The sequence below is a fragment of the Streptomyces sp. SAJ15 genome (assembly GCF_007595705.1).
Taxonomy (GTDB): Bacteria; Actinomycetota; Actinomycetes; order Streptomycetales; family Streptomycetaceae; genus Streptomyces.
In genome coordinates this window covers 344,900-357,979 of sequence record NZ_NISY01000004.1, presented here as the reverse complement: position 1 = coordinate 357,979, position 13,080 = coordinate 344,900, and the positions used below count along the sequence as shown (strand labels likewise).

At 71.6% G+C, this 13,080-nt stretch carries 8 protein-coding genes; 4 read left to right on the top strand and 4 right to left on the bottom strand.

Features of this window, described 5'->3' with window-relative positions; translation table 11 throughout:
* Positions 1–2: 2 nt before the first annotated feature.
* Complete coding sequence (locus CD790_RS14145; protein ID WP_313956505.1) at positions 3–644, bottom strand: DsbA family protein; 642 nt, start codon at positions 642–644, stop codon at positions 3–5.
* A gap of 150 nt (positions 645–794) precedes the next feature.
* Here CD790_RS14145 and pepN point away from each other — a divergent pair, with 150 nt between their 5' ends.
* Both pepN and CD790_RS14135 read left to right on the top strand, forming a co-directional pair.
* Positions 795–3,407 (top strand): aminopeptidase N, encoded by a 2,613-nt coding sequence (gene pepN, locus CD790_RS14140; RefSeq protein ID WP_144383555.1) that lies wholly within the window; start codon positions 795–797, stop codon positions 3,405–3,407.
* A gap of 341 nt (positions 3,408–3,748) precedes the next feature.
* A complete protein-coding gene (locus CD790_RS14135; protein WP_144383554.1) occupies positions 3,749–4,786 on the top strand; it encodes a hypothetical protein in 1,038 nt (345 codons plus the stop codon).
* On the opposite strand, the gene CD790_RS14130 is transcribed toward CD790_RS14135, so the two are convergent.
* The 3 genes from CD790_RS14130 to CD790_RS34595 form a co-directional block, all read right to left on the bottom strand.
* On the bottom strand, positions 4,770–6,008 hold the full coding sequence (locus tag CD790_RS14130; RefSeq protein WP_260867569.1) for a serine hydrolase: 1,239 nt from the start codon (positions 6,006–6,008) through the stop codon (positions 4,770–4,772). The genes CD790_RS14135 and CD790_RS14130 overlap by 17 nt on opposite strands.
* A gap of 127 nt (positions 6,009–6,135) precedes the next feature.
* The gene (locus tag CD790_RS14125) at positions 6,136–7,872 is read right to left on the bottom strand and encodes a TIGR03767 family metallophosphoesterase (protein ID WP_144383552.1); all 1,737 of its coding nucleotides are present in this window, start codon (positions 7,870–7,872) and stop codon (positions 6,136–6,138) included.
* A gap of 192 nt (positions 7,873–8,064) precedes the next feature.
* Positions 8,065–8,208: a hypothetical protein gene (locus CD790_RS34595; protein WP_186319012.1), complete on the bottom strand. Its 144-nt coding sequence runs from the start codon at positions 8,206–8,208 to the stop codon at positions 8,065–8,067.
* Between the two features lie 209 nt (positions 8,209–8,417).
* Here CD790_RS34595 and CD790_RS14120 point away from each other — a divergent pair, with 209 nt between their 5' ends.
* Both CD790_RS14120 and CD790_RS14115 read left to right on the top strand, forming a co-directional pair.
* On the top strand, positions 8,418–11,747 hold the full coding sequence (locus CD790_RS14120; protein WP_144383551.1) for a S8 family serine peptidase: 3,330 nt from the start codon (positions 8,418–8,420) through the stop codon (positions 11,745–11,747).
* 154 nt (positions 11,748–11,901) lie between these two features.
* Entirely contained in the window at positions 11,902–12,930 is a 1,029-nt protein-coding gene (locus CD790_RS14115) for an aspartate-semialdehyde dehydrogenase (RefSeq protein WP_144383550.1), read from the top strand.
* Positions 12,931–13,080 lie beyond the last annotated feature (150 nt).

The window sequence follows — 13,080 nt, the reverse complement described above, 5'->3', positions numbered from 1 at the left end:
GCTCAGTCGAAGATCGGGCCGGCCGTCCGGGTGCGCTTGATCTCGTAGAAGCCCGGCGTCGAGGCCACCAGCAGCGTGCCGTCCCACAGTCGGCCCGCGGCCTCGCCCTTGGGGGCCGGGGTGACGACCGGACCGAAGAAGGCGACGCGCTCCCCGTCCGCGCCCGGGACCGCGATCACCGGGGTGCCGACGTCCTCGCCGACCAGACCTATGCCCTCCTGGTGGGAGGCGCGCAGCTCGGCGTCGTACGCGTCGGTGTACGCGGCGTCCGCCAGCTCGGCGGGCAGGCCGGCCTCCTCCAGCGCCGCGACGATCGTCTCGCGGTCGCGCTCCAGGCCCTGGTTGTGGAAGCGGGTGCCGAGCGCCGTGTAGAGCCGGCCCAGCACCTCGCTGCCGAACTTCTGCTCGGCCGCGACGCACACCCGCACCGGCCACCAGGCGGTGGTGCGCAGCATCTCCCGGTACTCCTCGGGCACCTCGTCCAGCTTGTTCTCGTTCAGCACGGCGAGGCTCATCACATGCCAGCGCACCTCGACGGGGCGCACCTTCTCCACTTCGAGCATCCAGCGCGAGGTCATCCACGCCCAGGGGCACAGCGGGTCGAACCAGAAGTCGACGGGGGTCTTGGCGGTGGTCGCGGTCACGGTCGCTCCTTGAACGGGAAAGTACGTCGCTCCTCGGAACACCGTTGTCCACAGGTCTCATTCCCACGATTCCCGCCATCCGTCCCGCGTGTCATGATTTCGAGCGTCCGATATTCGAGAAGTCCGTAACGGAGACGAGGGAGTCGCGTCGTGCCCGGTGAGAACCTGACCCGAGACGAGGCCCGCGAGCGGGCCCGGCTGTTGACGGTGGACTCCTACGAGGTGGCGCTGGACCTGCGAACGGCGGTCGACCCGGCGGATGCGGGAGACGGCGAGGGCCCGCGCACCTTCGGTTCGAGGACGACGATCCGCTTCCGCTGCGCCGAGCCGGGCGCGGACAGCTTCGCGGACCTGGTCGCGCCGCGGGTGACCTCGGTGACGCTGAACGGGCGCGAGCTGGACCCGACGGCCGTCTTCGACGGCGCGCGGATCGCGCTGGAGGGGCTGGCCGAGGAGAACGTGCTGGTGGTGGACGCGCGGTGCGCGTTCAGCCGGACCGGTGAGGGCCTGCACCGGTTCGTCGACCCGGAGGACGGACAGGTCTATCTCTACACGCAGTACGAACCGGCCGACGCCCGGCGCGTCTTCGCCGACTTCGAGCAGCCGGACCTGAAGGCGCCGTTCACCTTCTCGGTGACCGCCCCCGCCGACTGGACGGTGCTGAGCAACGGTGAGGAGGCGGCAGCGCCGGAGCCCGCCGGGGACGGGGCGGCCGTGTGGCGCTTCGTGCCGACCCGGCCGATCTCCACTTACATCACCGCGATCGTCGCCGGTCCCTACCACGTCGAGCGCGACCACTACCGCCGCCCCCTGGAGGACGGCACGGTGCTGGAGATCCCGCTCGGCGCGCTGTGCCGGGCCTCGCTCGCCAAGCACTTCGACGCGGACGACATCTTCACCGTCACCAAGCAGGGCCTGGACTTCTTCCACGACCACTTCGACTACCCGTACCCGTTCGGCAAGTACGACCAGGCGTTCGTGCCGGAGTACAACATCGGGGCCATGGAGAACCCGGGGTGCGTGACCTTCCGCGAGGAGTTCGTCTTCCGCGGCAAGGTGACCCGCGCCGCGTACGAGAACCGGGCCAACGTCATCCTGCACGAGATGGCGCACATGTGGTTCGGCGACCTGGTCACCATGGAGTGGTGGGACGACCTCTGGCTCAAGGAGTCGTTCGCGGACTTCATGGGCGCCTTCTCGCTGGTGGAGGCGACGCGCTTCACCGAGGGCTGGATCACCTTCGCCAACCGCCGCAAGGCGTGGGCGTACCGCGCGGACCAGCTGCCCTCCACCCACCCCGTCACCGCCGACATCCGTGACCTGGAGGACGCCAAGCTCAACTTCGACGGCATCACCTACGCCAAGGGCGCCTCGGTGCTCAAGCAGCTCGTGGCGTACGTGGGCCGGGACGCCTTCCTGGAGGGCGCCCGCCGCTACTTCAAGCGGCACGCCTACGGCAACACCCGGCTGGCCGATCTGCTGTCGGTGCTGGAGGAGACCTCTGGACGCGACATGACCGCCTGGGCCCGGGCCTGGCTGCAGACCGCCGGGGTCAATGTGCTCACCCCCCAGGCCACGTATGACGCCGCGGACCGCGTCACCGAGCTGGCGATCATGCAGGAGGCCGACCCCGCGCTGCCGACGCTGCGGCCGCACCGGGTCGCCGTCGGCCTCTACCGCCGTGTGGAGGCGGGCGGGCCGCTGGTGCGCTACGCCCGCGCGGAGGTTGACGTCACCGGGCAGCGCACCGTGGTGGCGGAGCTGGCCGGTGCCGAGCGGCCCGAGCTGATCCTCGTCAACGACGAGGACCTGACGTACTGCAAGGTGCGCTTCGACGCCGACTCGCTGGACACGCTGCGCCGTCATCTCGGCGACCTGACCGACCCGTTGGCCCGCGCGCTGTGCTGGTCCGCGCTGTGGAACCTGACCCGGGACGGGCTGATGCCGGCCCGCGACTACCTCGACCTGGTGCTGCGGTTCGCCGGGGCGGAGACCGACATCGGCGTGCTCCAGATGCTCCATGTCTGGGCCCGCGGCGCGCTGGTGCACTACGCGGCGCCGGAGTGGCGCGAGCGCGGGGGTCGGGCGTTGGCCGAGGGGGCGCTGCGCGAGCTGCGGCTCGCCGAGCCGGGCAGCGGCCACCAGTTGGCGTGGGCCCGCTTCTTCGCTCAGGCGGCCTCCGACGACGCCGATCTGCAGCTGCTGACCGGACTGTTGGACGGCACGGCCCGGATCGACGGGCTCGACGTCGACCAGGAGCTGCGCTGGACGTTCCTGGAGACGCTGGCCGGGCAGGGCGTGGCGGACGAGTCGGTGCTCGCCGCCGAGTTGCGCCGGGACGACACCGCGTCCGGAAAGCGCCACCAGGTGCGCTGCCTGGCCGCGCGCCCGTCGGCCGAGGTCAAGGCGGAGGCGTGGGCGACGGTCGTGGAGTCCGACGCGCTGTCGAACGCGCTGGTGGAGGCCACCATCGCCGGCTTCGACCAGCCGGGCCAGCGGGAGCTGCTCGCGCCGTACGCCCCGCGGTACTTCGCGGTGATCGAGGAGGTGTGGCGCACCCGGTCGATCGAGATCGCCATGGCGATCGTGCGCGGCCTCTTCCCGGCGCTCCAGGACGACCCCGCGACGCTGGAGGCCACGGACGTCTGGCTGGCCGCGCACGAGGACGCCGCCCCGGCCCTGCGTCGTCTGGTCATCGAGGCCCGCGACGACCTGGCCCGCGCGCTGCGGGCCCAGGAGTGCGACGCCCGCGCCGCGGTCTAGGGACCCCGTCGGGGGTCCGGCGGCCCGGTCGGGAGTCCCGCGACCCTGTCGGGGTCCGGCCGGGCGTGCGCGCCGCGGGCCGCGGCGACCGCACCGGCGTTCCGCCTTCGCTACCAAGTCCGGCTCCGTGCGGCCGCGGCCATCCGTGGCCGCACGGAGCCGGCACCCCCTGGCTCACGCCCCGGGCTCCCGGGACCACGGGGAACCAGCGTGGCCGCCCGGTGCGTCCGCACAGATGACGGAAGTCCGAACACCCTTGCTTTAGTACGGTGTTGTCCAGTTTTGTCGACGACTGTGTAACAGGGGTTAGGGGGCCGAGCGTCCGCGGGAATGGCCGGGGCATGAACCACAACACTCCACTCTCGCCCCGCCCCCTCCACCATCTGTCCGACACCCAGCGCCTGGTGATGACGACGCGTCAGCTCCGGGCGCACGGCGTCTCGGCGGCGACCGCGGCCGAGCGGTGCCGGTCCGGCGGGCCGTGGCAGCAGATCCTGCCGGGTGTCCATCTGCTCCATCCCGGGCCACCGACCAGCGAGGAGCGGCTGCACGCCGCGCTGCTGTACACCGCGAGCCGCGCCCCCGGTGGCGTCGCCGAGCCGACGGAGGAGGGCCCCCCGGGCGCCGAGGGCTACGGGCCGGCGGCGATCACCGGCCTGGCCGCACTCGCCCTGCACCGCTTCTCCTCCGCTCCCCCGGTGCTCTCGCTGGACCGCGTGGACGTCCTCGTGCCTCGCAACCGACGGCTGCGCTCCACCGGCTTCGTGCGCTTCGTACGCACCCAGGCGATGCCCCGGTCCGAGGAGATCGCCGGTGTGCCCACCGCCCCGGTCGCCCGGGCGCTGGCCGACACCGTGGCACGACTCACCGACGCCTCGACGGTGCGCCGGCTGCTCACCGAGGCGGTGCGCGGCGGGCACTGCGAGGCGACGGCGATCGTGGGGGAGCTCTCCGCCTCGCGGCTGCTGTCCCGGCCGCACGTGGTCGACGCGGTCGACGGCCTGCTCGCCGAGGGACGGGCCATCGCGGAGGGGCAGCTGTACGAGATGGTGCGCGCGCACGTGCTGCCCCAGCCGCTGTGGAACGTCGATCTGCGGCTGCCCGGCGGCCCGTGCCTCGGCGGTGTGGACGCCTTCTGGCCGGAGCAGTCGGTGGCGGTGGACCTGGACACCCGGTCCTCGCGCCATGAGCAGAACCCGCCGCCGGCCGGATTCACCGGCCGGCGCGAGCACCTGGAGCGGCTGGGCATCACGGTGGTCCGGATCACCCCGCGCAAGCTGCGCGAGGTCCCCGCGCAGCAGGCCGCGGTGGTCCGCACGGCCCTGATGGCCGCGGCCGACCGCGAGCCCGCCGCCTATGTCGTCATTCTCCCCCGGTGAGCGAGGGGGTCGACCAGCCGCCGGCCGCCGCCGGGGCGCCCTTGCCGCAGAACTCCGCCGTCATCACGGAGCCGAAGTCCCCGGCCCAGTCCCCGTTGAGGTTCGCGGCCAGCGTGTGGCGCCCGTCCCCGGTGGTGAGGCCGAGGCTCGCCGAGCCGTGGATGCCGCCGTCATGGCCCCAGACGGTGGTGGAGCAGGGCAGCTTGATCTTCGCCAGTCCCAGCCCGTAGCGGGCGTTGGGCGCCTCCTTGCTCATCGGGATGGTGGTCTTCATCTCCTTGAGCTGCTTGGCGGGGAGCAGCCGGCCGCCCAGCAGGGACTGGTAGAAGCGGTTGAGGTCGCTCGTGGTGGAGATCATCTCGCCGGCCGAGTGGCCCCATGACGGGTTCATCTCGGTGACGTCGTGGACCTTGGCCTTCGGGCTGGTGTCGAAGAGGGTGCTGTACCCGCGGCTGTGCGGGCCGGGCACCCTGGCCTTGGTGCCGGGGAGCGAGGTGGAGCGCAGCTTGAGCGGCTTGAGGACGCGCCGTTCGACCTCGGTGCCGTACGGGTGGCCGGTCGCCTTCTCGATGATCATCCCGGCGAGGATGTAGTTGGTGTTGGAGTAGTGCCAGTCGGCGCCCGGCTTGAAGTACGGCCGGTGCCCCATGGCGGTCTTCACCAGCTGGCGCGGGGTGAAGGTGTCGTAGCGGTGCTTGAGGAAGTTCTTGCTGAGGATCTTCCGGCCGAATCCGGCGTCCTCGGTGTAGTTGTAGATGCCGCTGGAGTGGTTGAGCAGCTGGCGGATGGTGATGCGACGGCCGTCGTGGCCGTTGCCGCGGACCACGCCCGGCAGCCACTTGTCGACCTTGTCGTCGATGTCGAGCTTGCCGTCCGCCTCCAGCTGGAGCACCACGGTCGCCACGAACGTCTTGCTGATGCTGCCTATTCGGAAGCGGTCGTCCGCGCCGCGCGGCTTCTTGGTCTTGAGGTTGCCGACCCCCGAGGTGCCGTTCCAGGTGCCGCGCGCGTCGCGGGCCTGGGCGACGACGCCCGGCACGCCGAGCGCCACGTTGGCGTCGAGGGCCTTCTGGGTGGCGGCGTGGCCCTTGCCGGCGCCGGCGGAGTGGGTGGCGGCGGAGGCGCCCGGCGCCAGCAGCGCGCTCGCGCCCAGGGCGGCGGTGGCCGCCACGGCCGCCAGCGAGGCCCGTGCGACACGCCCCCGGCGCTGCGTGTGCGTCACGGACGAGCTCACCGGTGTCGTCATATTGTTTGACACTTCAACTCTTCTTCCGTCGAGCCCTGTTGACCCCGTTTCTCGGGATCCACCGGAGAGGACTCCGGTCGGCGTCGGGAAGGTTGAGTGGTGATCAGCGTTTGGGCAGCAGCAGCTCCGTGTTGCGGTCGGTCGGCTGCCCCGCCAGGGTGCCGCGGGCGCCGGGCGCGTTGAAGGACAGCTCGCGGTAGAGCGCGGCCAGGCCGGTCTGGGAGAGGTCGGTGAAGTCCGTGCGGTGCGGGGCGGCGGACTCCACCAGCGTGGTGAAGAGCGACAGCGTCCCGTCGTGGTTGTCCACGACCTCGATCACCCGGGCCAGTTGGGGGAAGTCGATGTGCGAGGCGGTGGTGATCTCCCAGAAGCTGCCGCGCGGGGTGATCTCGTTGCGGTGGCTGTGGCCGTTGATCCAGGCCAGCACGTTGGTGTGGCGCCGGAAGAGCTGGACGAGCTCCTCGCCGGTGTGCCGGGCCTCGCGCGGGTTGGCGGGGTCGGGCGTCATGTTCTTCATGCTGCGGCTGTAGTGGTGGCTGAAGACCAGGACGTGGTCGTCCTTGTGCGCCTTCAGGGTCCGCTCCAGCCAGCGCAGTTGCCCGGTCCCGATGGATCCGGTGTAGTGGCCGCCCGGGTCGGTGGAGTCGACGCTGACGCCGATGACGTCGTCGGAGATCCGGAACGAGTAGTAGAGGGTGCCCTTCTCCAGGTTGGCCCGGGTGTAGCCGTGGCCGACCGGGCCCGCCCCGGCGTACTTCGGGTCGAGGTGCGCCGCCAGGTACTCCTTGAGCGTGAACGGCGCCCGGCGCTCGTCGGGGGTGACCGACCGCATCTTTCTCGCGTAGGTGCGGAAGAGCTCCTTCATGACCTCGCCCTTGGGGTCGGCACCCCTGCGCTCCGCTTCGTAGATCCTCTTGGCCTCGGCGGCCGGGATGATCTGGAGCTTGCGGCCGCCGGTGGCCAGGTCCGTGATGTAGCCGCGGTCGAAGGCGTAGACGCCGCCCGAGAGGTCGTCGTGGTTGCCGACGGTGGAGTACCACGGCAGGTGCAGTCCGGGACTGTTGACGGTGCGGAGCGCGGCCTTGAGGAAGCCGTCGACGCGCGGGAAGCCGAGCTGCTTGTCGGCGTCGCGCAGCGCGGCGTCGGGGTGCCAGAAGGTCTTCAGCCCGCTGTCCTGAACGCCCTCGTAGCGGCGCGGGTCGCCGCTGTTGGGGGTGATGCGGCCACCGCTCATGGCCGTCAGGAACCAGTCCAGCTCGATCTTCGCGTTGTTGTCGGTGTTGTCGCCCGTGGTCATCGCGAAGGACAGCGGCGCGCCGGTGGCCGGCCCGCCCCGCAGCCCGTTGATCCGCTCGATCAGGGAGACCACCCCGGCCGCCGACAGCGCCTCGTGCGGCCGCCAGGCGTTGACCTGGCCGGAGCGCAGGAACTCGTACCGCACCGGGTGCTGCACGTCGGTGAGGTGGAGGTCGGTGAGCTGGACGAAGGAGGCCAGCGCGGTGCGGCGGCGTTCGCGGCCGCTCTTGGCGGCGGCCAGCTCGGTCCGTACCACGCGGGCCCAACCGGGGCCGTCGCCCAGCCGTTTGAAGGCGCCGCTGCCGCGCGGGGCGGCGACGCTCCGGAGCGTGGTGCCCGCGGTGGAGGGCCCGGCGGGGGCGGTGACCACCCGGGCGGCGGCGGGGGCGCCGGCCTCGGGCGACCCGGTGGGCGGGGAGGCGGTCGCGGAGCCGCTGCCCGGCCCGAAGGCCACACCGAGGCCCGTGGCGGCCCCCGCGGCACCGGCGGCGGCGATGAACGTACGGCGGTCGAGGGCGCGTGCTGCGGACCGTATGCGGGACATGCGCGGTCTCCCCGGGGCGAGGCGTGAGCGGTCGGGCAGGGTCCTGCCCTGTCACTGGGATCGTTGGCACCGGGAGTGACCCGCGCGTTAACGAAGCGGCAACGCGCGCCGCCGATCACCGCACATCGATCTGCCGGCCCGTGGACGGTCATCTGCCGCTCCTCCGCCGGCGCGGTGTCGCTCACCTGCCGTTCATCTGCCGGGGAAGGCGACGATCCGTCCGGGCGGCGAGAGGGATCCGCCGGGCCGCCGCCCGGGCGTGTCGTCGTCCTCCACGCCACCGGCGGCGTCGCCACGCACATGGCCGACCACATCGCGGACAACGAAGGGCTCCACGGGAACCGCACCGCACTGAGAGCGATCCATAAAAGGCACAGGGTCGCTGTGACCGGTCACTTGACGGCCATTCCCACCCTTTCGTCCCCGATGGCGCGTGGCGGAAATATGCCAATCAGCCAATCAGGCTCGGGCAACTCTCCCCAAACATCCGCTCATTCCACAAAGGTGAACGGACTGTTGGCTCCGATTTCCGAACAAGGATGCCCATGCCCCCCTCAGCAGAAGAGAGATCGGCCCGTCGCGCGGGCGCCAGACCCGCGGTGGTCCGCGTCGCGATAGCCGCGGGCCTGGTGGCCTCGCTGGCCGCCGCCGGCCCCGCCTTCGCCGTCCCGCACGGGGACGATCCGTGGGTCACCGCCCCCGCCGACTCCGCACCCGCGAAGTCCTCCTCGGACAAGCTCGGCGCCACCGACGCCGACCTCCTCGCCGACGCCAAGGCCGACGGCGACAAGAACGTCACCATGATGATCGCCACCGCGCCGGGCGCGACCGAGCAGGTCGCCTCGCAGCTGGACGCGGTGCCGGGCGCCTCCGTGGGCCAGACCTACGACAAGCTCGGCTACGTCCGGGCCACGGTGCCCACCGGCAAGGCCGACGCCGCCATCGCCAAGGCCGAGCGGCTCTCCTCGGTCCACGGCATCGACCTCCGCCAGGAGATCACCCTTCCGGACCCGACGCCGGGCGCCGACCGCGCGGAGGGCGCGAAGCGCGCCAAGGCGGGCTCCTACCCCGCCCCCGGCAAGGACACGCCGGCCAAGAACCCGTACCAGCCCGCCTTCGAGACCGGCGCCGTCAAGTTCGTGAAGGACCACCCCAAGGCCGACGGCCGGGGCGTGACGATCGGCATCCTCGACTCCGGCGTCGACCTGGGCCACCCGGCGCTGCAGAAGACCACCACCGGCGAGCGCAAGATCGTCGACTGGGTGACGGCCACCGACCCGATCGTGGACCAGGACGGCACCTGGCGCCCCATGCTGACCTCGGTCTCCGGCCCGGACTTCAGCTTCAACGGCCGCGGCTACACCGCGCCCGCCGGCTCCTACCAGGTCAGCCTCTTCCGGGAGAGCGCGACGACCGGCGGCGACGCGGCCGGCGACCTCAACCGGGACGGCGACACCAAGGACTCCTGGGCGCTGCTCTACGACGCCGCCGCCGGCACCGTACGGGTCGACCTCGACGACGACGGCGACTTCGGCGACGAGGAGGCCATGAAGCCGTACAAGGACGGCTTCCAGGTCGGCTACTTCGGCAAGGACGATCCGGCCACCCCGATCGCCGAGCGGATCCCCTTCGTGGTCGAGATCCGCAAGGACGTGCCGACGGACCCGCTCGGCGGCGACCGGGTCGGCAAGAAGGCCGACTTCGTCAACATCGGCGTCATCGAGTCCGAGCACGGCACCCACGTCGCCGGCATCACCGCCGCCCACAGCCTCTTCGGCGGCAAGATGAACGGCGCGGCCCCCGGCGCCAAGCTGGTCTCCTCGCGCGCCTGCACCTGGACCGGCGGCTGCACCAACGTCGCGCTGACCGAGGGCATGATCGACCTGGTGGTCAACCGCGGCGTCGACATCGTCAACATGTCGATCGGCGGGCTGCCCGCCCTCAACGACGGCAACAACGCCCGCTCCGAGCTGTACACCCGCCTGATCGACACCTACGGCGTGCAGCTGGTGATCTCGGCGGGCAACAGCGGTCCCGGCGCCAACACCATCGGCGACCCGGCGCTCTCCGACAAGGTGCTCAGCGTCGGCGCCACCGTCTCCAAGCAGACCTGGGCCGCCAACTACGGCTCCGAGGTGAAGCGGAAGTACGCCATGTTCCCGTTCTCCTCGCGCGGCCCGCGCGAGGACGGCGGCTTCACCCCGTCGATCTCCGCCCCCGGCGCCTCGGTCAACACCATCCAGACCTGGCTGCCCGGCGCCCCGACCGCCGAGGCCGGCTACCAGCTGCCGCCCGGCTACGGCATGCTGCAGGGCACCTCGATGGCCTCCCCGCAGGCCGCGGGCGCCTCGGCGCTGCTGCTGTCCGCCGCCAAGCAGAAGCGCATCGAGCTCTCCCCCGCGGATCTGCGCACCGCGCTGACCAGCACGGCCAAGCACATCCGCGGCGCCCAGGCGTACCAGGAGGGGGCCGGCCTGATCGACATCGTGGAGGCGTGGGACGCCATCCGCGACGGCGCCACCGCCCACCAGTACACGGTCAAGGCCCCGGTCGACACCAAGCTGTCCGGCTTCCTCAAGGAGCCCGGCTTCGGCACCGGTCTCTACGACCGCGAGGGCGGGCTCAAGGTCCGGCAGTCGCGCACCTACGAGGTCACCGTCACCCGCACCACCGGTCCCGACCGGCCGGTCTGGCACGAGCTGGACTGGCGCAACAACGACGGCACCTTCGACCTGCCCAGCAGCGGCAAGGTCAAACTGCCGCTGAACAAGCCGGTCACCTTCGAGGTCACGGCCAAGGCGCGGACCGCCGGCATCCACTCCGCGATCCTGGACGTGGACGACGAGCGGACCGAGGGCGTCGACAAGCAGATCCTCACCACCGTGGTGGCCGCCACGCCGCTCGCGAGCCCGTCGTACACGGTCAAGGAGACCGGCACGCAGCAGCGCAACAACACCACCTCGTACTTCGTGACCGTGCCGCGGGGGGCGAAGTCGCTGGAGGTCTCGCTGGGCGGGCTCGCCACCGGCAGCCAGACCCGGTGGATAGCGATCAACCCCTACGGTCTGCCGGTCGACCCGACGGGCACGCCGAACTGCTACCCGAACTACCCGAACCCGGCGAACACCTGCCGCCCTGACCAGCGGGCCTACGTGAACCCGCTGCCGGGCGTGTGGGAGCTGGAGGTCGAGTCGCGCCGCACCTCGCCGCTGCTCGACAACCCGTACACGCTCACCGCCAACGTGCTCGGCGCCACGTTCGACCCGGCGGTCAAGACCGTGGCGGAGGCCAAGGTCGGCACCCCGACCAAGGTCGAGTGGAAGGTCGGCAACGACTTCGCGGCGCTCGACGGCACCCTCAAGGGCGGCGAGCTGGGCTCGGCCAAGACCGACCGGCCGACGATCAAGCAGGGTGAGAAGCGGACCACCACCGTCACCGTGGGTGAGGGCGTCTCCCGGCTGGACGTGGCCATCGGCGGCGTCTCCGACGCCAAGGCCGACCTGGACCTGAACGTCCTGCTGAACGGGAAGTCCGTCGGGTCCTCGGCGGACGGCGACTCGGAGGAGGCGGTGAGCCTGGCCAAGCCCAAGGCCGGCACCTACACCGTAGAGGTCGCGGGCTACAGCATCCCGGGCGGTTCGACCGCGTACGACTACCGCGATGTGTACTTCGCCTCCTCGCTGGGCGAGATCAAGACCGGCGAAGCCTCCTCGGTGAAGCTGGCCAGCGGGGCGTCCGCGCAGGTCAGCGCCGATGTGGTGGTGGCCGGGGCGGCTCCCGAGGGGCGGTCCTTCTTCGGCCAGGTGCAGCTGGTCAACGGGACCGGCACGGTCGCCGGGACCGGTGGCGTGAAAATCGAAAAGGTCGTTCCGTAGCGACCTGAGACACTGGACGACGGGGCGGGCGCCTGGCGCACCCGCCCCGTCGGCACGTCGGCGTGTCGGAACGTGGGCAGGTCGACAGGCGGGCGCAACGGCGCGCCGGCCCGTCGACGGACCCGGCATCGGCAGCACAGGAGGAGTCAGACACATGAGGATCGGAATCGTCGGAGCCACCGGGCAGGTCGGCGCCGTGATGCGCAAGGTGCTGGCCGAGCGGAACTTCCCGGTCGACGAGCTGCGGCTGTTCGCCTCGGCCCGGTCCGCCGGCTCCACCCTGGAGTGGCGCGGCACGGAGATCACCGTCGAGGACGCGGCCACGGCCGACTACTCCGGCCTGGACATCGTGCTCTTCTCCGCCGGCGGCGCCACCTCCAAGGCGCTGGCCGAGAAGGTCGCCGCGGCCGGCGCCGTGGTGATCGACAACTCCTCGGCCTGGCGTCGCGACCCCGAGGTCCCGCTGGTCGTCTCCGAGGTCAACCCGCACGCGATCAAGAACCGCCCCAAGGGGATCATCGCCAACCCGAACTGCACCACCATGGCCGCGATGCCGGTCCTGAAGGTGCTGCACGCGGAGGCCGGCCTGACCGCGCTGATCGCCACCACCTACCAGGCCGTGTCCGGCTCCGGGCTCGCCGGTGTGGCCGAGCTCGACGGGCAGGTCAAGAAGGTGATCGACCAGGCCGCCGAGCTCACCCACGACGGCGAGGCCGTGGAGTTCCCCGAGCCCGGCGTCTACAAGCGCCCCATCGCCTTCAACGTGCTGCCGCTGGCCGGCAACCTCGTCGACGACGGCTCCTTCGAGACCGACGAGGAGCAGAAGCTGCGCAACGAGTCCCGCAAGATCCTGGAGATCCCGGAGCTCAAGGTCTCCGGCACCTGCGTCCGCGTGCCGGTCTTCTCCGGCCACTCGCTCCAGGTCAACGCCCGCTTCGAGCGTCCGATCAGCGTCGAGCGGGCGTACGAGCTGCTCAAGGACGCGCCCGGCGTGGTGCTCTCGGAGATCCCCACCCCGCTCCAGGCGGCCGGCAAGGACGCCTCCTACGTGGGGCGCATCCGCGTCGACGAGACCGTCGAGAACGGTCTGGCGCTCTTCCTCTCCAACGACAACCTGCGCAAGGGCGCGGCGCTCAACGCGGTGCAGATCGCGGAGCTGGTCGCGGCGGAGCTGAGCGCCTGACGGCATAAGTCATATCGGCGGGGGCGGGCTGTGGACAACCACCGTGGCCGCCCGGACGGATGTGGGACGGTTCCAGCATGTCCCGCGTCACCGACGGCGGTTCTCCGCCCGCCCCCGCCGCGCCTCCGCGCCGCCTCGCGGCATCCGGCC

Excerpts from the sequence above, each read along its gene's own strand:
- CD790_RS14120 (WP_144383551.1), top strand. The coding sequence starts at position 8,418 with ATGCCCCCCTCAGCAGAAGAGAGATCGGCCCGTCGCGCGGGCGCCAGA.
- CD790_RS14125 (WP_144383552.1), bottom strand. The coding sequence starts at position 7,872 with ATGTCCCGCATACGGTCCGCAGCACGCGCCCTCGACCGCCGTACGTTC.
- CD790_RS14135 (WP_144383554.1), top strand. The coding sequence starts at position 3,749 with ATGAACCACAACACTCCACTCTCGCCCCGCCCCCTCCACCATCTGTCC.
- CD790_RS14115 (WP_144383550.1), top strand. The coding sequence starts at position 11,902 with ATGAGGATCGGAATCGTCGGAGCCACCGGGCAGGTCGGCGCCGTGATG.